Source organism: Citrobacter sp. CK202, from assembly GCF_030333225.1.
GTDB lineage: Bacteria > Pseudomonadota > Gammaproteobacteria > Enterobacterales > Enterobacteriaceae > Citrobacter_B > Citrobacter_B koseri.
Genome location: NZ_JAOWGI010000021.1, coordinates 250938 through 273001, shown reverse-complemented (window position 1 = coordinate 273001; position 22064 = coordinate 250938). Strand labels below are relative to the sequence as shown.

At 55.1% G+C, this 22064-nt stretch carries 15 protein-coding genes; 7 read left to right on the top strand and 8 right to left on the bottom strand.

The window, feature by feature from the left end; all coding sequences use genetic code 11:
- The first annotated feature begins 172 nt into the window (after positions 1-172).
- Positions 173-1015: a 23S rRNA (adenine(2030)-N(6))-methyltransferase RlmJ gene (locus OGX84_RS06940; protein WP_047460439.1), complete on the top strand. Its 843-nt coding sequence runs from the start codon at positions 173-175 to the stop codon at positions 1013-1015.
- 104 nt (positions 1016-1119) lie between these two features.
- Positions 1120-2472 (top strand): glutathione-disulfide reductase, encoded by a 1353-nt coding sequence (gene gorA / locus OGX84_RS06935; protein ID WP_047460436.1) that lies wholly within the window; start codon positions 1120-1122, stop codon positions 2470-2472.
- A gap of 154 nt (positions 2473-2626) precedes the next feature.
- Here gorA and OGX84_RS06930 read toward each other — a convergent pair whose 3' ends face one another.
- The gene (locus OGX84_RS06930; protein ID WP_112001430.1) at positions 2627-4021 is read right to left on the bottom strand and encodes a cytochrome-c peroxidase; all 1395 of its coding nucleotides are present in this window, start codon (positions 4019-4021) and stop codon (positions 2627-2629) included.
- Positions 4022-4448: 427 nt separating this feature from the next.
- Between OGX84_RS06930 and OGX84_RS06925 the strand changes: the two genes are divergently transcribed.
- Positions 4449-6098, top strand: coding sequence for an alpha,alpha-trehalase (locus tag OGX84_RS06925; RefSeq protein WP_112001429.1), 1650 nt, complete (start codon positions 4449-4451; stop codon positions 6096-6098).
- A gap of 5 nt (positions 6099-6103) precedes the next feature.
- Here OGX84_RS06925 and OGX84_RS06920 read toward each other — a convergent pair whose 3' ends face one another.
- On the bottom strand, positions 6104-7693 hold the full coding sequence (locus OGX84_RS06920; RefSeq protein WP_104868064.1) for an STY4199 family HEPN domain-containing protein: 1590 nt from the start codon (positions 7691-7693) through the stop codon (positions 6104-6106).
- 281 nt (positions 7694-7974) lie between these two features.
- Positions 7975-8733 carry an SDR family NAD(P)-dependent oxidoreductase gene (locus tag OGX84_RS06915; protein ID WP_024131041.1) on the bottom strand — a complete coding sequence of 253 codons (759 nt, stop codon included), beginning with the start codon at positions 8731-8733 and terminating at the stop codon, positions 7975-7977.
- A 119-nt stretch (positions 8734-8852) separates the two neighbouring features.
- Between OGX84_RS06915 and OGX84_RS06910 the strand changes: the two genes are divergently transcribed.
- The 3 genes from OGX84_RS06910 to OGX84_RS06900 all read left to right on the top strand — a co-directional run bounded on the left by OGX84_RS06910 (position 8853) and on the right by OGX84_RS06900 (position 12453).
- Positions 8853-9752, top strand: coding sequence for a LysR family transcriptional regulator (locus OGX84_RS06910; protein ID WP_012135645.1), 900 nt, complete (start codon positions 8853-8855; stop codon positions 9750-9752).
- A 47-nt stretch (positions 9753-9799) separates the two neighbouring features.
- Positions 9800-10828, top strand: a complete 1029-nt coding sequence (gene yhjD / locus OGX84_RS06905) for an inner membrane protein YhjD (RefSeq protein WP_012135646.1) — start codon at positions 9800-9802, stop codon at positions 10826-10828.
- 302 nt (positions 10829-11130) lie between these two features.
- Entirely contained in the window at positions 11131-12453 is a 1323-nt protein-coding gene (locus tag OGX84_RS06900; protein WP_049011539.1) for an MFS transporter, read from the top strand.
- Between the two features lie 59 nt (positions 12454-12512).
- Here OGX84_RS06900 and OGX84_RS06895 read toward each other — a convergent pair whose 3' ends face one another.
- Both OGX84_RS06895 and pdeH read right to left on the bottom strand, forming a co-directional pair.
- Positions 12513-14573, bottom strand: coding sequence for an AsmA family protein (locus tag OGX84_RS06895; protein WP_286457604.1), 2061 nt, complete (start codon positions 14571-14573; stop codon positions 12513-12515).
- 121 nt (positions 14574-14694) lie between these two features.
- Positions 14695-15462 carry a cyclic-guanylate-specific phosphodiesterase gene (gene pdeH / locus OGX84_RS06890; protein ID WP_012135651.1) on the bottom strand — a complete coding sequence of 256 codons (768 nt, stop codon included), beginning with the start codon at positions 15460-15462 and terminating at the stop codon, positions 14695-14697.
- Positions 15463-15694: 232 nt separating this feature from the next.
- On the opposite strand from pdeH, the gene kdgK reads away from it, so the two are divergent.
- Positions 15695-16624 carry a 2-dehydro-3-deoxygluconokinase gene (gene kdgK / locus OGX84_RS06885; protein WP_012135652.1) on the top strand — a complete coding sequence of 310 codons (930 nt, stop codon included), beginning with the start codon at positions 15695-15697 and terminating at the stop codon, positions 16622-16624.
- Between the two features lie 85 nt (positions 16625-16709).
- On the opposite strand, the gene OGX84_RS06880 is transcribed toward kdgK, so the two are convergent.
- The 3 genes from OGX84_RS06880 to hmsP all read right to left on the bottom strand — a co-directional run bounded on the left by OGX84_RS06880 (position 16710) and on the right by hmsP (position 21873).
- Positions 16710-18203 (bottom strand): M16 family metallopeptidase, encoded by a 1494-nt coding sequence (locus OGX84_RS06880; protein WP_112001427.1) that lies wholly within the window; start codon positions 18201-18203, stop codon positions 16710-16712.
- A gap of 219 nt (positions 18204-18422) precedes the next feature.
- Entirely contained in the window at positions 18423-19709 is a 1287-nt protein-coding gene (gene dctA / locus OGX84_RS06875) for a C4-dicarboxylate transporter DctC (RefSeq protein ID WP_012135654.1), read from the bottom strand.
- Between the two features lie 157 nt (positions 19710-19866).
- Positions 19867-21873 carry a biofilm formation regulator HmsP gene (gene hmsP, locus OGX84_RS06870; protein ID WP_024131042.1) on the bottom strand — a complete coding sequence of 669 codons (2007 nt, stop codon included), beginning with the start codon at positions 21871-21873 and terminating at the stop codon, positions 19867-19869.
- Between the last annotated feature and the right edge of the window lie 191 nt (positions 21874-22064).

Here is a 22064-nt window from a genome sequence, read left to right as displayed (position 1 = left end):
CGCATCCGGCGCTGTGCATATTTTTTTCAGATGGGGGTAAGTGTAGTGAATTTCAATGGCGAGCGTAGCGGAAAAATACCCGGTAGCGCTGCGCTTACCGGCCTACGGGTAATCTGCCCTTTTCTGCTGTAAACTGTGACAAATCGTCTATTTCAGCGGAATTTAATTACCCATGCTCAGTTATCGCCACAGCTTTCACGCTGGCAACCACGCCGACGTCCTCAAACACACTGTTCAGAGCCTGATTATCGAGTCGCTCAAAGAGAAAGAGAAACCGTTTCTTTATCTGGACACGCACGCTGGCGCTGGCCGTTATCAGCTGAGCGGCGAACACGCCGAGCGCACCGGTGAATATATGGAAGGGATCGCCCGCATCTGGCAGCAGGACGATTTACCGACCGAGCTGGAGCCTTATATCGGCGTGGTAGAGCACTTTAACCGTAACGGGCAACTGCGTTACTACCCGGGTTCCCCGCTCATCGCCCGCCAGCTGCTGCGTGAGCAGGACAGCCTGCAACTGACGGAGCTGCATTCAAGCGATTTTCCGCTGCTGCGTTCTGAGTTTCAAAAAGACAGCCGCGCCCGCGTGGAGCGTGCCGACGGCTATATGCAGTTAAAGTCCAAACTGCCGCCGGTTTCACGTCGCGGCCTGATCCTCATCGACCCGCCTTACGAAATGAAAACCGATTATCAGGCGGTCGTCAGCGGCATCAGCGAAGGGTATAAGCGCTTTGCCACCGGCACCTATGCGCTGTGGTATCCGGTGGTGTTACGCCAGCAAATTAAACGCATGATTCACGACCTGGAAGACACCGGAATCCGCAAAATCCTGCAAATTGAGCTGGCAGTACGCCCGGACAGCGACCAGCGCGGCATGACCGCCTCTGGCATGATCGTCATTAACCCGCCGTGGAAGCTGGAACAGCAGATGAACAACGTGCTGCCGTGGCTGCACAGCAAGCTGGTTCCAGCGGGCACCGGGCACGCTTCCGTCAGCTGGATCGTGCCAGAGTAATCACAGCCATCGGTGGAACCTTTTAATTCCAGGTATACAATCGCGAATATTTTGGCGAATGGCATTGCGCTCATTCGCCCTACAATGAACATGAAGGAGCGGTCATGACCAAACACTATGATTACATCGCGATCGGCGGCGGAAGCGGCGGTATTGCCTCGATTAACCGTGCCGCTATGTACGGTCAGAAATGTGCGTTGATTGAAGCCAAAGAGCTGGGCGGCACCTGCGTCAACGTCGGTTGCGTCCCTAAAAAAGTGATGTGGCATGCCGCGCAGATTCGCGAAGCGATCCATATGTACGGCCCGGACTACGGCTTTGACACCACCATCAACGCATTCAACTGGGACACGCTGATTGCCAGCCGCACGGCCTATATCGACCGTATTCACACCTCGTACGACAACGTGCTGGGTAAAAATAACGTGGATGTGATCAAAGGCTTCGCCCGCTTCGTGGATGCCAGAACCCTTGAAGTGAATGGGGAAACGATCACCGCCGATCACATCCTGATCGCCACCGGCGGTCGCCCGAGCCATCCGTCCATTCCGGGTACGGAATACGGTATCGACTCCGACGGTTTCTTTGCGCTGCCTGCGCTGCCGGAGCGCGTTGCGGTGGTCGGCGCGGGTTACATCGCCGTAGAACTGGCTGGCGTGATTAACGGCCTGGGCGCCCAAACGCACCTGTTCGTGCGTAAACACGCGCCGCTGCGCAGCTTTGACCCGATGATCACCGAAACACTGGTTGAAGTGATGAACACGGAAGGCCCGACGCTTCACACCCACGCGATCCCGAAAGCGGTGGTGAAAAACGCCGACGGCAGCCTGACCCTGCAACTGGAAGACGGTCGCAGCGAAACGGTGGATTGCCTGATTTGGGCGATTGGCCGCGAACCGGCAACCGACAACGTTAACCTTGCCGCCACCGGCGTGAAAACCAACGAAAAAGGGTACATCGTCGTCGATAAATTCCAGAATACCAGCGTGGAAGGTATTTATGCGGTGGGCGATAACACCGGAGCGGTTGAGCTGACGCCAGTCGCCGTGGCCGCAGGTCGTCGTCTCTCCGAACGTTTGTTCAACAACAAGCCGAACGAGCATCTGGACTACAGCAATATTCCGACCGTGGTCTTTAGCCACCCGCCGATCGGCACCGTGGGCCTGACCGAACCACAGGCGCGCGAACAGTACGGCGACGACCAGGTGAAAGTGTACAAATCATCGTTCACAGCCATGTACACTGCGGTGACGTCTCACCGTCAGCCCTGCCGTATGAAGCTGGTGTGCGTCGGCGAAGACGAGAAGATTGTCGGTATTCACGGCATCGGCTTCGGGATGGATGAAATGTTGCAGGGCTTCGCGGTCGCGCTGAAAATGGGAGCCACCAAGAAAGACTTCGACAACACCGTGGCGATTCACCCAACGGCGGCGGAAGAGTTCGTGACAATGCGTTAATCGTCGATAAGCGCCGGATGGTGTGATGATCCTGTCGGCCGGATAGGCGTTTACGTCGCCATCTGGCGCCATGCCCGATGGCGCTATGCTTATCGGGCCTACGCGTGCGGTTTTCGTAGGCCCGATAAAACCTCAGCCGTCATCCGGCATTCTTTTATTTTCCTTGCATATACGGCGTATACACCCCGTTCAGGCTTTCCAGGAACGCGACGATATCATCAATGTCTTTCTGCGGAATCTCTTTCCCCACCTGATAACGCAACATCAGTTTCACCGCTCCGTCGAGGGTTGGCACATCCCCCCGGTGGAAATACGGCGCGGTCAGCGCAACGTTACGTAATCCGGGCACTTTCTGACGCAATTTATCGCGAACTTCATTGGTGACGTTCATACGTCCAATGTCCGCAGCGGTAATTTCGCCGAAATTAAAGTCTTTCTTCAGACCCAACGGCTCGAAGGAACGCCCACCGAGAATAATACCGCCGTGACAGGTCGCGCATTTATTCTCTTTGAACAGCTCATAGCCATGTTTCTGCTGCGCCGTCAGCGCATTTTCATCCCCTCGTAACCACTTATCGAAAGGCGAATTCGGCGTAATCAGCGTCTTCTCAAACTCGGCAATGGCATCCGTAATCGCTTCTCCGCTGAAGCCCTGCGGATATATCGCCGTGAACTGCTGTTTTAGCACCGGATCTTTATCGAGTTTCCCAATGATTTCATCCCAGGATTTAGAGGCCATTTCAATCGGGTTTAACGGCGGCCCACCAGCCTGCGCCTGCAACGTCGGCGCGCGACCATCCCAGAATTGCTCAACGTTAAAGATCGAGTTGAACACCGTTGGCGCGTTGATTGGCCCTACCGCGCCGCCCACGCCGATGGAGGTTTTCCTGCCGTCCACACCGCCCGCGTTCAGCGCATGGCAATGCGCGCAGGAGATGGTGCTGTCACCCGATAAACGGGCATCGTGGTAGAGGGTAAAACCCAGTGCGACTTTTTGATCGTCAACCGGCAGTTTTTCGGGGACAGGCTGAACCGGCTCATTACGATGCGCCGCCGCCGTATCCGCGCTGGCGTAGTAACGCTCGCGCTGTTTAGCGATCCAGCCGAGAATCTCCCCCCGCTCCGTATCACTGACCTTACCGGCCCAGTGCAGCGCGGTATAGCGCGTTGGCGGCATTGTTTCGTACTGCATCACCCATTCAATCTTATTCAGATCGCTTTGCGTGACGGGTTTATCCGCGACCAACGCGGCGCGTACTGCTTCAAGGTTGAAAGATTTATAGCCTAGTTGAATGTCATAATTCATCAACTGCTTAGCAACGGGAAAAGAGGAATAAAAAGGCAGTTCAGCAGAGGGGGTATGACAATAATCGCATCCCTTTTCCCGCAAAAAACCCAGGATTTTATTATTGTCTTCCAGCGTTGAGGCTTGCACATCAGCTTCTTTACTACGTTGATTATCGTGATACCAGACGTAACCAGATAATCCTAAATAACAAATCGCAATGCCTGCTATGGCTATCGCGGTAAGACGGGTAATGATTTTCATTATTTTACCCTCACTATAGTGAGATATTATGGCCCAGAAGATGAACATAAATCAGGCGTATGTCTTTATTAGACATAGCCATCATAGGAAATACAGGCGAAGGGTTTTTGATAAGTATCAAGCAATTACATGGGGATAAACTATCGATAAGATAGCTTTTCCCTATTATAAGAAGGGTCTTTCGGCGTCGGTATTCATAACTCGTTGCAATCGAATGTTCTGAAAGTGAAAATCTTCCTGTTACGGCTATTCCATATTTTTTATATTATTATCAGTAATCTATATTTAAAGACTCTTTTTCACGCATTAACAAAGCGTGATCTATCGCACAGTTTGCACCTCATATACCGAAGCGAATGTCTACGCTTAATAGACAGCCGGGCAACACCCGTATCATTTACGACGCAATCCGGAGGTCCTTCTCATTATGCTCAACCAGAAATTACACCCCGCCCCATCCGACGAATTAACGATCGAAATCGATCTGCTTTATGAAACGGATCCGTGCGAGTTAAAGCTGGATGAAATGATCGAGGCAGAACCGGAACCTGAGATGATTGAGGGGCTACCCGCCTCCGACGCCCTTACCCCAGCCGATCGCTATCTTGAGCTGTTCGAGCATGTGCAATCATCCCGGCTTTTTGCCGACAGTAAAACTTTCCCCGACTGCGCGCCGAAAATGGACCCGCTGGATATTCTGATCCGCTACCGTAAGGTCAGACGACACCGCGACTTTGACCTGCTGCGCTTTGTTGAAAATCACTTCTGGCTACCGGAAACCTGGTCCAGTGAATATGTCTCCAACCCGGAAAACTCACTGAAAGAGCATATTGATCAGCTCTGGCCGGTGCTGACGCGTGAGCCGCAGGATCACATTCCCTGGTCCTCGCTGCTGGCGCTGCCGCAATCCTATATCGTGCCGGGCGGACGTTTTAGCGAAACCTACTACTGGGACTCCTATTTCACCATGCTGGGCCTGGCGGAAAGCGGCCGGGAAGACCTGCTGAAATGTATGGCGGACAACTTCGCGTGGATGATTGAAAATTACGGCCACATTCCCAACGGAAACCGCACATATTATTTGAGCCGCTCGCAGCCGCCGGTCTTTGCGCTGATGGTCGAACTGTTCGAAGAGGATGGCGTGCGCGGGGCGCGGCGCTATCTGGATCATCTGAAAATGGAGTACGCCTTCTGGATGGACGGCGCGGAATCTCTGGTGCTCAACCAGGCCTATCGCCACGTCATCAGAATGCCGGACGGTTCCCTGCTCAACCGCTACTGGGACGATCGCGACACCCCCCGCGACGAATCGTGGCTGGAGGATGTGGAAACCGCCAAACATTCGGGTCGCCCGGCCAATGAGGTATACCGGGATCTCCGTGCTGGCGCGGCCTCCGGTTGGGATTACTCATCACGCTGGCTGCGCGATGCAAGCCGGCTGGCCAGCATCCGCACAACCCAGTTCATCCCCATCGATCTGAACGCTTTCCTCTACAAACTGGAGAGCGCGATTGCCAACATTTCCGCCCTGAAAGGCGACCGTGAAACCGAAGCGACATTTCGCCAGAAAGCCAGCGATCGCCGCGCCGCCGTAAACCGCTATCTGTGGGATGACGAGAATGGCTGCTATCGGGATTACGACTGGCGGCGCGAGCAAATGGCGCTCTTTTCCGCCGCCAGTATCGTGCCGCTGTACGTCGGCATGGCGACTCACGAGCAGGCAGACCGCCTCGCTAACGCCGTTCGCAGCCGTCTGCTGACACCTGGCGGGATCATGGCGACAGAGTATGAAACCGGCGAGCAATGGGATAAGCCTAACGGCTGGGCGCCGCTACAGTGGATGGCAATCCAGGGCTTCAAGCTGTACGGCGACGATATGCTGGGGGATGAAATTGCCCGCAACTGGTTAAAAACCGTCAATATTTTTTACCAGCAGCACCATAAACTGATCGAAAAGTACCATATTGCCTGCGGCACGCCGCGTGAAGGGGGCGGCGGGGAATATCCGTTGCAGGATGGGTTTGGCTGGACCAATGGCGTGGTTCGCCGTTTGATTGGTTTATACGGCGAACCATAGCGGCGTTACCGAATCACGTTATAAATGGCGGTCTGAATCTTTAACCATTTTTTGTTTTCCACGCTGGGCTCGGCCTGAACACGCAGCCGGGCCTGCTCCATATCATGCTGCTGGCGCATCACCACCGCCGGAACGGTACAAAAACTTTGCAGATACTTTTTATGCAGCGACGTCAGCGACGCTCCGTTCAGCATGGCGTGGCTCAGCGACGTCAGGAAGCGTCGGCAGGGTTTTACCTCATCCATCAGCGAAGGGTAGCGCAGCAGCAGCTGCAGCACATCGGCGTTGCCCGTCGAAAACGCCTGTTCGGTCCAGGCCAGCTGCCAGTTCATCCCGCCCTGTAAGAACAACGCCGTAACGCGCGTATCATTACGGTCGATCGCCGAGCGCATATTAAACGGGTCCCAGGTGATCCCCATGCGGCTCATGGTTTCCCGCGCGGAGGGCGCCTCAAGCCGGGCGTCATCCTGCATGACCTCGTCGCGTTGTACGGGCGCAGCAGAGGGAGGCGGTGAGCTGAACAACCAAAACGCCCCCACCAGAATCGCCAGCACCATTGCGCCAACCCCGCCCCACAACACCCCGGAAATCAGCTGCTCACGCTCTTCAGCCGTCCGCTGCTGTCGCTTGTGAGGCGGTTCAATACTCTCGCCAATTTCCTGGTTATCTCCCCCCGCCAGCGCGTCTTTTTCTCGCGCCTCCTCCCAGAATTTCTCCACCACGCCCTCATCGGACGCCATAAACGAAGCCGGATTTATGCGGGTGCGTTTTTCATTAAACGCCCGCTGTACCGAGCGGGTGATCTGGCGGAACTGACAATCCAGTAGCGACAACTGTACGGAACTGAGCGGCTGCCCGGCGATGATGCCGTTACGCGCCTGACGGCAATCCTCAAGGAACATACGCAGGGTCGTACGCGGCTCAACAAACAGCGTCAGCGCAGACGCGTCTTTGAAAAATGCGGAATAGTGACGGGCAAACGACTTTTTATCGACCACCATCAATGCCAGCTCGCTGAACAGCATCGCGCTGAGCGCATCCTGTCCTTCGCTGAGTTTTAACCAGCGTCGCAGACGATCGGCGCCAAAATGCAGCTTCAGGTAGCTATTCAACTGATGACGATCTGGCCACACCTGCGAAATAAGCGCTTTCAGCGTGAGTTCAATCGCCCGCAGCTGACGCCGGGCCTGTATTTGCGCGTCCTGATTGCCTGCATCAATATCAGTTTGATAAGTGAGAAGCGGCTGCCGCTGGCGCAGTTGTTCCAGCGACGCCACAAAACGCAGGGCGGCAAGCAGTTGGTTTTCACTGACATCCTTCCCGCTGTCATATTGCGGAACATACTGCTGGAGATGTCGCAAATGCAGCATAAACTGGCTCAGTTGCGCATCGTTTATATGTAATTTTTTTGCCACCACGCTCCAGCCGCCTAAATTAAGGCGGGCTTGATCCAGTTGTTCCATAAACCAGCGCGGTTCTTTTCCTTCCGCAACATGTACGCCCAGCAGCAGCAGGATCTCCACTGACGCCTGACGGATGATGCCCAGACAGTGTTCAAAAGGCGAATGCATCGCCTGCGAAGCGTTATTCGTCATGATCGTCCCTAAAAAAGCCCCTCCATAAAGAAGGCTTTTAATATTATTTTAATTATCTGTTTTGATAGATATAACAGATTTTTTTGGCATTACAGTGACTATAACGCAAAGGTTGAGAAATTTATTGTGGGCGGCGAGGGAAATAAAGAGGAGTCGATGAACAGTCATCGCGGAATATTAAAATTAACGTCAGGAATAAAACAGCGTTTCTGAAATAAGTTTATCCTTAATCTAAATTAATGTTGCGGGTGTAAACCACCCGCTTAATATTATCATCCTGATTATAAGAACATGCCGCCCGACACTTCGATACGCTGCGCGGTCATCCAGCCCAGTTCATCGCTGAGCAACGCGGCGATGGCATCACCAATATCGTCCGGCAAACCGACCCGTCCCAGGGCGGTTTGTGACGCGATATACGCATTCAGTTGTTCGTTGTCCCGCACATTGCCGCCGCCAAAATCAGTTTCAATGGCTCCCGGCGCAATAATGTTCACGCTAATGCCGCGCTCGCCCAGCTCTTTTGCCTGATAACGCGTCAGCACTTCCATCGCCCCCTTCATCGCGGCATAAGCGCTGTAGCCAGGCAACGCAAAACGGGCCAGCCCCGTCGACACATTGAGGATCCTGCCGCCATTCTTCAGCAGGGGTAACAGCCCCTGAGTCAGGAAAAACGGCCCTTTAAACTGAATGTTCAAAAGCTGGTCAAACTGCGCTTCAGTGAAGGTCGAATACGGCGCGTTGATGCCGATTCCGGCATTGTTCAATAAATAATCAAACGAATCACGCTGCCACTCCGTTTTCAGGGTTTCCCGCACCTTTTCAACAAACGCCGGGAATCCCGAAATATCCCCGACATTCAACTGCAATGCTGCGGCTTTCCCGCCTGATTGCGTAATTTCATGCACGACCTGCTGCGCCTCTTTTTCATTGCTGTTCCACGTCAGAATGATCCCGATTCCTCTGCTCGCCAGCTTAAGCGCCGCGTTTTTACCGAGCCCTCGGCTGCCGCCGGTCACTAATGCGATACGTTGCGTCATAAGAAACCTCATTTCAGGTGTTGTGAAGATTGAGAAAGAGCTTATTAGGTGTTAGAAAAACAATAAATGTAGCGAAATGCGCTTCACTGTTTCATTCAGAACAACACCGGGACCTCGCGATGGATAAAATTCACGCAATGCAGTTGTTCATTCGCGTCGCTGAACTGGAGAGTTTTTCCCGCGCCGCCGAAACATCAGGCCTTCCTAAAGGTAGCGTATCCCGCCAGATACAGGCGCTGGAAAACCACCTCGGCACGCAGTTGCTGCACCGCACCACCCGGCGGGTTCAGCTTACTCAGGACGGAATGGTGTATTACGAACGTGCGAAAGATCTGCTGACGAACCTGGACGAGCTGGACGGTTTATTCCAGCACGACCCGGCCAGCATCAGCGGCAAGCTGCGGGTCGATATGCCGGTTGGGGTCGCTAAGAACCTGGTGATACCGCGCCTGCCCGCGTTTTTACAGCAATATCCGGGTATTGAGCTGGAACTCAGCAGCAGCGATCGCCTGGTGGATTTGATACGGGAAGGGTTCGACTGCGTGGTGCGGGTCGGGGCGCTAAAGGATTCCGGGTTGATCGCCCGCCCGTTGGGAAAGCTGTCGGTCATTAACTGCGCCAGTCCGCAGTATCTGGCGCGTTTTGGCTACCCAGAAGGTCTGGACGATCTGGCCTCGCATGCGGTGGTTCATTATTCCGTCAATCTGGGCACGCGCCCGCAAGGCTTCGAAGTGGCAACGGCAAACGGCACGCAGTGGATTAAAACCGGCGGCATTCTGACGGTCAACAGCACCGAGACTTACCATGCCGCCTGCCTGGCGGGGCTGGGAATCATTCAGGTGCCGCGCATCGGCGTTCGCGAGGCATTGCGCGCCGGAACGCTCATCGAGATCCTGCCGCAGTATCGCGCTGACCCAATGCCGGTGTCCCTGCTCTACCCGCATCGCCGCAACCTCTCCCGCCGGGTGCACCTGTTTATGGAGTGGCTGACCGGCGTAATGAAAGACTACGTGGACTGACACGCTATACTGTTCTGAGAGTTAACAAAAGAAGGACTATCGACCTGATGACGCAGGAAAAAGACGTAAAACGCCCTATTCAGGAACTCGACCATGCGCCGGTGCCCAAAGTGGAGACGCACGATCGTGACGAACCAGAAACAAACAACAAGGCCACCCAGGCGCTCAAAACGGTCTCCACGACGGCAGCGAGAATCCAGCGTCAGCCGGTGATTGCCCACCTGATCCGCGCCGCAGAGCGTTTTAACGATCGGCTGGGCAACCAGTTTGGCGCCGCGATCACCTATTTCTCGTTTCTGTCGATGATCCCTGTCCTGATGGTGTCGTTTGCCGCCGCCGGTTTTATTCTCGCGTCGCATCCCACGCTATTAGAGGACATTTTCAATAAAATCCTGATGAACGTCAGCGACCCTACGCTGGCGTCCACGCTGAAAAGCACTATCAACACCGCCGTTCAGCAGCGAACCACCGTCGGCCTGGTGGGGCTGGGCATTGCGCTCTATTCCGGGATCAACTGGATGGGCAACCTGCGTGAAGCGATTCGCGCCCAGTCTCGGGACGTGTGGGAGCGCACCCCGCAGGATCAGGAAAAAATCTGGATAAAATACCTGCGCGATTTTGTCTCGCTGATTGGGCTGTTGGTTGCGCTGATTATCACGCTGTCCATTACCTCGATTGCCGGTTCTGCGCAGCAGATGATTATCTCCGCGCTGTATCTCGACAGCATTGAGTGGCTAAAACCCGCCTGGCGGTTGATTGGGCTGGCCATTTCGATTTTCGCCAACTACCTGCTGTTCTTCTGGATTTTCTGGCGGCTACCGCGCCACCGACCGCGCAAGAAGGCATTGATTCGCGGTACGTTTATCGCCGCGATCGGTTTTGAGGTGATCAAAATCATCATGACCTACACGCTGCCTTCCCTGGTGAAATCCCCGTCTGGCGCCGCATTCGGTTCCGTGCTTGGCCTGATGGCGTTCTTCTACTTCTTTGCCCGCCTGACGCTGTTTTGTGCGGCCTGGATAGCCACCGCCGAATACAAAGACGACCCGCGTATGCCAGGGAAAACCCACCGCTAGTTCATCATTTGATGCCGGATGGCGCGATGCTTATCCGGCCTACCGCCCGGCAGGTCGCTACGCCTTATACGGCACGCATTGCAGCATATAAATCCAGACCGTAACTTTTATTTAACCTAAAACCAGTTTTATCCTCTAAGTTTAAAATTGTGTGAAGCATTTCATAGACGTGAAATCACAGGTCTAAACATTATCCCCTTTTTGACCATTATTTGAGCGAAATCCCGCTTTGTTACAGATTGAAATGTCGCTTTTGCTGTGCGTAATATGGCCGTTCGTTCGCCAAAAAATAAGAAAATACTATGCAAGCAACCGCCACCACACTCGACAACGAACAGGAACACGTTCCGGTAAACTCGCGAAATAAAGTCGTCGTTGCCTCCCTCATCGGCACCGCCATTGAGTTCTTCGACTTCTACATTTACGCGACTGCCGCGGTAATCGTGTTCCCCCATATTTTCTTCCCGCAGGGCGATCCGGCAGCGGCAACGCTTCAGTCCCTCGCCACCTTCGCCATCGCCTTTGTCGCGCGTCCAATTGGCTCTGCGCTATTCGGCCACTTCGGCGACCGCGTCGGGCGTAAAGTGACGCTGGTGGCGTCATTGCTGACGATGGGGATCTCCACCGTCGTGATCGGCCTGCTGCCGGGCTATGCCACCATTGGCATTTTCGCCCCACTGCTGCTGGCGCTGGCGCGCTTTGGCCAGGGTCTGGGTCTCGGCGGAGAATGGGGCGGCGCGGCGCTGCTGGCGACCGAAAACGCCCCGCCGCGCAAGCGCGCGCTGTACGGCTCTTTCCCGCAGCTTGGCGCGCCTATCGGCTTCTTCTTCGCCAACGGCACGTTCCTGCTCCTCTCCTGGCTGCTGACCGATGAGCAGTTCATGACCTGGGGCTGGCGTTTACCGTTCATTTTCTCTGCGGTGCTGGTCATTATCGGCCTGTACGTCCGCGTCTCGCTGCATGAAACACCGGTATTCGCTAAGGTCGCTGCGGCGAAAAAGCAGGTGAAAATCCCGCTGGGCACCCTGCTGACCCGGCACGTACGCGTAACAGTACTCGGGACATTCATCATGCTGGCGACCTATACGCTGTTCTACATCATGACGGTCTATTCCATGACGTACAGTACCGCAGCCGCTCCTGCGGGGCTCGGTTTACCGCGTAACGAGGTGTTGTGGATGTTGATGCTGGCGGTGATCGGCTTTGGCGTGATGGTGCCAGTTGCGGGCCTGCTGGCAGACGCTTTTGGTCGCCGTAAGAGCATGGTCATTATCACGACAATGATCATTCTGTTCGCGCTGTTTGCCTTTAAACCGTTGCTCGGTTCCGGTAATCCGGCATTGATATTCGTTTTCCTGCTGCTGGGGCTGAGTCTGATGGGGCTGACCTTCGGCCCGATGGGCGCGCTGTTGCCGGAGCTGTTCCCGACAGAAGTTCGCTACACCGGCGCATCCTTCTCGTATAACGTGTCGTCAATTCTTGGCGCGTCCGTAGCGCCATATATTGCCGCATGGTTGCAGGGGAACTACGGTCTGGCGGCGGTCGGCACCTATCTGGCGTCAATGGCCGCCCTGACGCTGATTGCGCTGCTGTTGACCCACGAGACGCGCCACCAGTCGTTGTGATTTGACCGCCATCACCCGTAGGCCGGATAAGGTGTTTACACCGCCATCCGGCACTATCATCATTTCTTCATCTGCGACAAAATCGTCCGACACTGATTCGCATCGCCTTCTGACGGGGAAATCAACGCCAGAAGCGCGGCGGCTGGCGTGACTAACGTCGCCAGCGCCGCAGCGACCGCGCCTCGCGCGATCAGCGGCCCGGCTTTCACCCCCGCCTGCGGGTTTTTAAACGACCCGCGCACATACAGCGGCGAACGCAGCGTAATAATACGAATCCCTTTGCTCTCTGGATCGATGGTTAAATCCAGTTGCTCAGAGGCGAAACTCGCGGTTCCGGTGACGTTAACCAACGCATTTTCCGTATCAAAAGCAAAGATTTGCGGGCGCGCAACGCCATTAACGATGTCAAGATTAGCCGCCGCGCAGTTGACCCGTACCTCATCGTCGCCAAATATCTGCCCGACAATAAAGTTACCCACGTTCAGGCCGACAATCTCCATCAGGTTGCGGCTGATCACGCCATCGTTCATCAGCAACTTCAGGTTGCCATTACTGTTACCTAACAGCGCCGCCACTGAATTGCCGCTTCCCCGGATATCCGCGTCACCGTTCATTTCGCCCAATGTTTTCTGCACCAGTTCGACATCCGGCATCAGCGCTTTCAGTTTAAGACGACGCGCCTGGATATTCGCCCTTCCCTGCATCGGCTTTTTATCCCCTTCCAGATGAATGCTGGAGACAATGCTGCCGCCAGCCAGGCCAAACTTCAGCGGCTGCAAACCTAAATCGGCATTTTTCAGGATGATATGGGTAGAGAGATCGCTGACCGGCAGGCTGCTGCCGTGCTCAATACGCCCGCCCTTAAAACGCACGTCGGCATCCATCACGTCCCATTTATCGGTTTCAAAGCGGTCATAAGGCAGCACTTTGTCGGCAGGCTGAATGCTCTTTTCGCCCTTGCTTTGCTCGGCGCGTTTCGACTGTTGCGCCCCCTTCCCGGAATCCACGCCGATCAGCGGCCCCAGGTCAGCCAGGCGAAGCTGGCGCGACTCCACATCCCCTTCCAGTTTGGGGCGCGGCTTGCCGGTGGTGTAAGCAAGAGAGCCGTGAATATCGCTGTCGCCGATGCGGCCATTAAAATTGCGGTAGTCAAAAACCGAGGATGTCTCCGTATCGATTTTCGCCACCAGGCGACCGTCCGTTTCAAACGGCGGCGTGTCCGGCAGCAGTACGCCGGTCAGATCGTACAATTCGCCCAGCGAGTCGCCGGAAAACTTAAGCTGGAGATCGACGCCGCCCATGTTCAGCGGATCGTTGACCACCCCGGCAAAGGCCACGCGAGTATTGCCCGAGCGGAAGTCAGCCTGCACCGGGAAAGGCGCGCCTTCGCTGCGTAACGCCAGCATACCGCCAATTTTGCCCGTGCCGGTCAGCGGTTCCCCGTTATAACGCCCCTGCGCCTTAAGGCCGAAAACATAATCCCCCACGTTGTTGTTGTCGTTGTTGCTTTTGGCTCCCGTGACTTCGCTAAAAGGCAGCGGTTTACCCAGCGGATCAACCAGGATCTCGATATCGGCTTTGCTGACCTGATCGTCAATGGCGATGCGCCCCTGATCGAACAAAATCGTATCCAGACGGAACGACCAGGCAGACGGCTGCGCATTGGGATCGTTTTTCTCGTCAGCCGCAAGAGTGAAGGTCCAGTTATTGTTTTTCTCCGAGAGGCGGATAAGGCGGGCGTCAGGCTTCACCAGTTTGATCCACGGCAGCCAGACGGTTTTGGTCAGCAACGCCAGCGGCGCCAGCGTGGCTTCAACGCGCGGGAGATGCACCATCGTGACTTCGGGGATATCCGGCGGATTGCCGAGGATAATGTCTTCGGCATGAACGTGCGGCCAGGGCACCCAGCTTCGCCAGCCGGTTTCCTGTTTTTGACGTTCCCACACCACGCCCAGATCGCCGCGAATGGCGAATGGCCGGTTGAGTTCTGTAGAGACTTTCTGGTTGATGGTCGGTTTGAGGCGATTCCAGTCAAATGTCGCAATCAGGACGATGAGTACGACGATCAACAACAACAAAGTCCCTGATACGGCAGCGGTTATTTTGCCTGCTTTCGTCATGTTTTACTTCCTCACTTCTTTCCTTGCCAGTCCTAAAGATAGTCCAGCAAACGGAAAAGAGAGGCAGGCTGCGTCCTGGAATACCGCGTGAAAGACGCGCCATTCCGGGAAACAGCGGGTATTACAGCATCAGGATCACCTGTTCAAGGTTCTCCAGCGGAACAGGACGCGACAGAAAATACCCCTGCGCCGCGAAAGCGGGCGAACGTTGTACATCGCGCCACTCTTCCAGTGTTTCCACGCCTTCGACGATAACGCCGCGGCAATAGCGGTTCATCAGTTGCAGCAGCAGCGTAAAGAGGTTTCGCCCTTCCGGCGTCTGGCGCAGCATCACAAACAGATCCCGCGCCACTTTGATGTAGTCGTAACGCACTTCGCTCAGGGCAGAGAAATTCGCCATGCCGGTGCCGAAATCATCCAGCCAGAGCGGACCGAATTCACACATTGAGGCGAACGAAGAGTCTTTCGGTAAACGAATATGTTCCACCAGTTCGAATCGCAGCCAGGGCAGGCGCTCAATCGTTTTCAATACCTCTGGCTGCTGACGCATCGCGATCAGCGTCGGGCCATCGACATTGACCGAGGCCAGCAGGTCATGACGCATGAAAAAATCGGCTTTCTGCTCCAGAAACTGGAGCTGTTCTTTCACCACATCCACGCGGTGTCTTACCGCCAGTTCGGCAAAATAGCGATCCGGGGCAACGCGCCGGGAAGGGTTATCCGGGTGTACCACAACCGTCAGCAGTTCCACGGCCATCAATCGCCCGTTGGTCTGGTAGATTGGCTGATAAGTGTAAGCACGTTCGCACTGCAACCAAAAGCGCCGCTCCTGCAAGCTTTCAATGCTTGCCTCAGGAATGCTTAGCTGCTGGATAACCTGCTTTATCATCTCAGATGTCCTGTTAATGAGAGTGTGACTGCCCGGACTCGTCAAAGGTTATCGGCGCTCTGGCAAAGAACTTTATGTTCAGCGTCCCGCAAAATAGAAACAGCATGACAAAAATCAACACAGAATACGCGTTGGCTCAAAAAAATAATGGAACGATGTTTTAATATAGTTGACCGCTGAATACACCACAGCGCACACTAACGCTAATTTTTTTCAGAGCAGGTTCACGACTATGTCCAAAAAGATTGCCGTGATTGGCGAATGCATGATTGAGCTGTCACAGAAAGGCGCAGACGTTCAGCGCGGTTTCGGTGGCGACACGTTGAATACATCCGTTTACATCGCCCGTCAGGTCGATTCTGCGGCCTTGTCCGTACACTACGTGACGGCGCTGGGCACTGACAGCTTCAGCCAGCAAATGCTGGATTCATGGCAAGGCGAAAATGTCGATACCTCCCTCACTCAGCGCATGGAAAACCGTCTACCGGGCCTCTATTACATCGAGACGGACAGCACTGGCGAACGCACTTTCTATTACTGGCGCAACGAGGCGGCAGCGAAATTCTGGCTGGAGAGCGAGCAGTCTGCGGCAATCTGCGAAGAGCTGGCGACCTTCGACTACCTCTACCTGAGCGGGATCAGCCTTGCCATTTTAAGCCCGTCCAGCCGCGATAAATTACTGTCGCTGCTGCGCGAATGCCGCGCCAACGGCGGGAAAGTCATTTTTGACAACAACTATCGCCCGCGCCTGTGGGCAAGCAAAGAAGAGACGCAGCAGGTATATCAGCAGATGCTGGAATGCACGGATATCGCGTTCCTGACGCTGGATGATGAAGACGCGTTGTGGGGTGAAAAGCCGGTTGCCGAGGTCATTGCCCGCACGCACGACGCAGGCGTCCAGGAAGTGGTGGTGAAACGCGGCGCAGATTCCTGCCTGGTTTCCATCAAAGGCGAAGAGGTGATTGACGTTCCGGCGGTGAAATTGCCAAAAGAGAAAGTGATCGACACCACCGCAGCGGGCGACTCCTTTAGCGCCGGGTATCTGGCAATACGTTTAACCGGCGGCGACGCTGCCGGGGCCGCACAGCGCGGGCACCTGACCGCCAGCACGGTCATTCAGCATCGCGGGGCGATTATCCCACGCGATGCGATGCCGCAATAACCGCACTGTAGGCCGGATAAGCGTAGCGCCATCGGGCATGACATTCTCGCCGGATGGCGGCGTGACCGCCTTATCCGGCCTACTGCTACTGCGCAGCCGGGATATCCGTAACTTCCGGGTGGACATCATCGGTTTCTGCGCTTGTTGCTGCTGCTGTTACTGGCGCCATGATTTGATCCCACGTTGCCTGTAGGTCCTTCATATTCAGCTCCGGTTCGCCCTTCGGCTGAAGCAGAATCAACGCCATATCTTGCGATAGCTGCTGACGCAGGTTTTGATTCAACATCTCAACGGTCAGGTTATTCAGGAAGTTCTGCCGTAAACGCTGGTACTGTTCCGGGGCAATATCGACCACCTGATTTTGCAACGAGCGCATCCGTTGGCTGATCAAGATATCGGTATCGGTACGCGCATAAGTGGCGAACAGCTTCTGCAACTCCAGATTCTTCTGCGCCACCAGCGCGTTAAACTCCTCTTCCGGCAAGCCGTTATCACGGACTTTCGCCAGTTCACGCGCCACCAGCCCCAGGTTCAGATTCAGCTTATCGCCGGGAGATTCAACGTTGATCGCGCACTGCGCACGCAGGAACAGCACCCGGCAGTCAAAACCGAGACCAATCTCTTTGGCGTTGTTCTTGCTGAGCGCCTGCTGAACATGCCAGAACAGGGCTTCACGGGCTAAATCCGCCTGCCAGTAGCGCAGCAGCGCGGCGGACTCGCGAATGGGCTGCCACGGCGTATCCCACATGATGGAGAGACGATCCTGGCGCACGGCGTCAGTCATAATGCTGACCGCTTCGGCGCGCAGAGGGGAAAGCGTCGGCACCGGCGCAGGCGTTTCACGTTTGCCTTGCAACTCGCCGAAGGTTTTGTTGATCTGCTCAGAAACCGAACGCGCATCCACGTTGCCGACGATAATCAGCGTCATCGCGTCCGGGGTGTACCATTTCTGGTAAAACGCGTTAAGTTTCTCCACATCCACAGGCTGTTTCAGCGGCTCGGCCGGATCGTGGCCTAACAGCGCAGACCCTTTCAGACGATAGCGCCACCAGCCCTCTTTGGTGTCCATAGGCCAGGTGGTAACCATATCTTCACTATTGACTGCATGCGCAACCGTCTCTGGCGTGATGGACAGTTTGCCGGAGGTATGCGCCAGATAAGAGAGCGCCTCTTTTAGCAGATCGTTACGGGTGTTGGGCAGGCTGAGGTTATATAACGTGGAATCATAAGAAACGATAACGGGCGGCACAGGGCGTTTGGGGTCAAAGCCCTGCTGCCAGAGTGAACGTGCTTGCGCGGCGTCAAGGCCGCCGCTTTGCGTCAGCGCGATACGGGGAATGGCGTGGCTGAAACCGCTCTGTTGCGTACTTTCGGTGAGCGAACCGGTATTGACCAGCAGACGAACCTCAATACGATCGCTTGGGCGCTGCGGGGTAGCTAATACTTGCCACTGTAATCCATTTGCCAGCGTCCCCTGTTGCCATGCCGGGTCAGGCTGGAGCGCATCTGCCTGCACATAGCCGACAGTAGCCATCATCAGCAGACTGCCCGCTAAGAGTCGAATTTTTGTGCCCTGCATGTAAACCCCTGATCAACAATCCTGGTAATAAAAAGACAGCCTGGAAGGCTTATCTGAATATGACGTTAAAAACACTTCGTGTTAGACCGCGCGAACATAAAAATGTCACGCCAGAAGTGAAAAAATCCCGAAGCCACATGTTGAGTGATTCGGGTGCAGGGGTCAATTATGCGCAAACACCCGCAGTCCTGGAAGGGACTGCGGGCATAAGAGGTGAGATTAAGAGGATAATTCGTGCGTTTTGCCATCAGGCGCACGATTATTCAGCACATCATCCAGCTTTTTGTGGTCCAGTTCTTTCACCCACTTCGCCACAACGACCGTTGCCACGCCGTTACCGACCAGGTTGGTCAGCGCGCGGGCTTCAGACATAAAGCGGTCGATACCGAGGATCAGCGCCAGACCCGCAACCGGTAAGTGGCCCACCGCAGAGATCGTCGCAGCCAGCACGATAAATCCGCTCCCCGTTACCCCGGCCGCCCCTTTCGAGGAGAGCAGCAGCACCACCAGCAGGGTTACCTGATGGAAGATATCCATATGACTGTTGGTCGCCTGGGCGATAAACACCGCCGCCATCGTCAGATAGATCGAGGTTCCGTCCAGGTTAAACGAGTAGCCAGTGGGAATAACCAGCCCCACCACCGACTTACGGCAGCCCAGCTTTTCCATCTTATCCAGCATACGCGGCAGCACGGATTCGGAGGAGGACGTCCCCAGCACAATCAGCAGTTCTTCACGGATGTAGCGGATAAATTTAAAAATACTGAAGCCAGCTGCGCGGGCAATCGAGCCAAGCACCACCACCACGAACAGAATACAGGTGATGTAGAAGCAGACAATCAACTGCCCCAACTGCACCAGCGTACCCACGCCGTATTTACCGATAGTAAAGGCCATCGCACCGAAAGCACCGATAGGCGCCAGGCGCATGATCATGTTGATGATGCCGAAAATGACCTGCGAGAAGCTTTCAATCACGTTGAAAATCAGCTGGCCTTTGCTGCCCAGACGATGCAGCGCAAAGCCGAACATCACCGCAAACAGCAGAACCTGTAGGATATTACCGCTGGCGAACGCGCCGATGACGCTGCCCGGGATGATATCCATCAGGAAGCCCACGATTCCCTGGTCTTTTGCTTGTTCGGCGTAGATCGCCACCGCTTTAGCATCCAGCGTCGCCGGATCGACGTTCATCCCGGAGCCAGGCTGAACGACGTTGACGATAATGAGACCAATGATCAGCGCAATCGTACTGACAATCTCAAAGTAAAGCAGCGCAACCGCACCGGTGCGGCCCACCGCTTTCATGCTTTCCATACCTGCAATGCCGGTAACGACAGTACAGAAGATAACCGGTGCGATGACCATCTTAATCAGCTTAACGAACGCGTCGCCAAGCGGTTTCATTTGTGCGCCTAATTCAGGGTAGTAATGGCCAAGGAGGATACCAATGGCAATTGCTGTCAGGACCTGAAAGTAAAGGCTTTTGAACAGAGAGGTTTTCATAGGGTGTCCTTGAAGTAAAAACCACAGGTCTTGTAAGGTTATGGTTAACCTGCGGCCTTAAAATAACACCCACACAACATGACAGAAATGCACCTGGATCATAATTGAAACAAAAATGTTAAAAACTTTGAGCTGGCTCGCACAAGTCTGACCTTTTTTAAGTTTTGTAATCAGGCTGCGCGTTCTTCAGGTAACGTTCTTCAAACACATCCGGCGGAACCGCGCGGGCAAACAAGAAACCTTGCGCCACGTCCACCCCTGCCTGCGCCAGCCAGTCGCGCTGCGCTTCGGTCTCCACGCCTTCCGCAATCATTTTCAGGTTAAGGCTGCGCGCCATCAGGATAATCGCCGTAACCATGCTGTCATCCTCCGGCAATCCCTCAACAAACATTTTATCGATTTTTAGTATATCGACCGGCAGCGATTTCATGTGCTGAAGCTGACGCAACCCTGCGTATCCCATACCAAAGTCATCCAGCGCGATGCGTACGCCCGCGCTGCGCAGCGGGCGCAGGATGGCGACGGCGGCATGCGGGTCGTCGATGCGTCGGCTTTCCGTTACTTCCAGAATCAATGTATCCGGCTGAATACGATAGCGGCTTAGCAGCTCCAGCAGATCCGACACCATATTCGGGTGCATGAGCTGCAATGCGGAAAGATTCACCGAGAGCGGCATCATCACGCCACGCTCCTGCCAGGCGGAAAGCTGGCGACAGGACTCTTCCAGCACCCAGTACCCAACCGTCACCATCAGACCGCAGGATTCGATACGGTCAATTAACCCTTCCGGGAGTTCCCAACTGCCATCCGGCTGCTGCACGCGTAATAATGCTTCTGCGCTCAGGACCTTACCGCTGGACATCTCCACCTGCGGTTGCAGCCAGATAGCGAACTGGTGGTTATCCAGCGCGTTGAGAATATCGCTCTCTTCCGTCAATCTCTGCTGCGCGGCTTCCATCTGCGCCGGGTCAAAGAACTGAATCTGATTTTTACCTTTGCGGCGGGCGGTAAAGGCGGCGGAGACGGCGCGACCATAAAGCGCCTCGGCCGTCAGGTCGCCGTAAAACATCGCCACCCCAATGCTGCAACTGGGGCGTAGCTGGATGCTTTCGATCGGCAGCCGTTCATTAATGACAGTGAGCACTTGCTGACCTAACGTAATCGCGTGCCACGGTTCTTTTACGCCGTGCGCGATGATGGCGAAATCAAAGCCGCTCACCTGCGTCAGCACCATTCGCGGCGCCAGCACCGATTTCAGTTTTTCCACTAGCGTAAGCAACAGGATTTCCCGCTGCGTCTCTTTGAGCACGCCTGCGGTATCGCGCAGCGTTTCACAGGTGACAATCATTAACGCCGTCGTCTGTTGACGCGTCACAACCTGTTCCAGAAGCCCCATCAGAAAAGCCTTGTTGGGAAGCTCGGAAACCGGAAAGCGCATCGCATGATCGTTTTGCTCAATGCTGTGACGCTGGGCAATCTGCTGATTCAGGTTGTAGCTACGCACCAGCATACCGATCTCATCATCATGATGCAGACGCGGCAGCGCCAGCTGATGGCCTGTCAGCTCCTGCGGCGGGATATCGTTAAGCTCCCGGGCGATTTTGCGCAGAGGATGCACAATCAGGCGGTTCATACACCAGGTTATCGCCACCGTCAGCATCAGCGATAAAAGTAAGTAAATGGTCACTAACGTCGAGAGCGTGCTCATCACGAACTTATACATGCGGAACGAGTCCGCCTGGAGCACCAGATACGCCAGCGGCTGTGGGTTGGCTGGCCGCTCAAGGGAATAGACCGGCAGCGAGATCTGCACCGGCAGTTCAAACAGACGCGTCACCGTCACCGGGACGGAGCGCTCAGGAATAAAACTCATTCGTAGCGCCTGGAATTGGTTCGGCAGCACCACGTCGGCGCGGCTGACCACGCCCGCAGGCTGAATGCGCGCCAGGATGGTTTCCGCTTCAGGGATATCCGCTTTCAGGATTGCGGCAGACAGCGGTTCGCGGACAGAACGGGCGATACTTTCCAGTTGCGTAGCCGTGTTATAGCGGTTCTGCTGTACTAAATGAAACAGCAAAACGGTGCAAAAAATAAATACAAACACCAGGACAACGGCCGCAACCATTGCCATCTGCTTAATTGTTAACGAGCGGCTGACGCGCAAATTGACTCTCCATGACTATCCCCAGGCTGCCGCCAGAGTATACCCGATCGCGCAGACATAAAGAGAGGCCGTATCTGAAAAGGACTTTTCCGAATCATCAGTGCCGGATGGCGGCGTAACCGCCTTATCCGGCCTACAGAAAGCGCACACTGCCGGATGGCGGCGTGACCGCCTTATCCGGCCTACGAAAG

Coding starts and splice junctions, on each gene's coding strand:
- OGX84_RS06940 (WP_047460439.1), top strand. CDS start 173: ATGCTCAGTTATCGCCACAGCTTTCACGCTGGCAACCACGCCGACGTC.
- gorA (WP_047460436.1), top strand. CDS start 1,120: ATGACCAAACACTATGATTACATCGCGATCGGCGGCGGAAGCGGCGGT.
- OGX84_RS06930 (WP_112001430.1), bottom strand. CDS start 4,021: ATGAAAATCATTACCCGTCTTACCGCGATAGCCATAGCAGGCATTGCG.
- OGX84_RS06925 (WP_112001429.1), top strand. CDS start 4,449: ATGCTCAACCAGAAATTACACCCCGCCCCATCCGACGAATTAACGATC.
- OGX84_RS06920 (WP_104868064.1), bottom strand. CDS start 7,693: ATGACGAATAACGCTTCGCAGGCGATGCATTCGCCTTTTGAACACTGT.
- OGX84_RS06915 (WP_024131041.1), bottom strand. CDS start 8,733: ATGACGCAACGTATCGCATTAGTGACCGGCGGCAGCCGAGGGCTCGGT.
- OGX84_RS06910 (WP_012135645.1), top strand. CDS start 8,853: ATGGATAAAATTCACGCAATGCAGTTGTTCATTCGCGTCGCTGAACTG.
- yhjD (WP_012135646.1), top strand. CDS start 9,800: ATGACGCAGGAAAAAGACGTAAAACGCCCTATTCAGGAACTCGACCAT.
- OGX84_RS06900 (WP_049011539.1), top strand. CDS start 11,131: ATGCAAGCAACCGCCACCACACTCGACAACGAACAGGAACACGTTCCG.
- OGX84_RS06895 (WP_286457604.1), bottom strand. CDS start 14,573: ATGACGAAAGCAGGCAAAATAACCGCTGCCGTATCAGGGACTTTGTTG.
- pdeH (WP_012135651.1), bottom strand. CDS start 15,462: ATGATAAAGCAGGTTATCCAGCAGCTAAGCATTCCTGAGGCAAGCATT.
- kdgK (WP_012135652.1), top strand. CDS start 15,695: ATGTCCAAAAAGATTGCCGTGATTGGCGAATGCATGATTGAGCTGTCA.
- OGX84_RS06880 (WP_112001427.1), bottom strand. CDS start 18,203: ATGCAGGGCACAAAAATTCGACTCTTAGCGGGCAGTCTGCTGATGATG.
- dctA (WP_012135654.1), bottom strand. CDS start 19,709: ATGAAAACCTCTCTGTTCAAAAGCCTTTACTTTCAGGTCCTGACAGCA.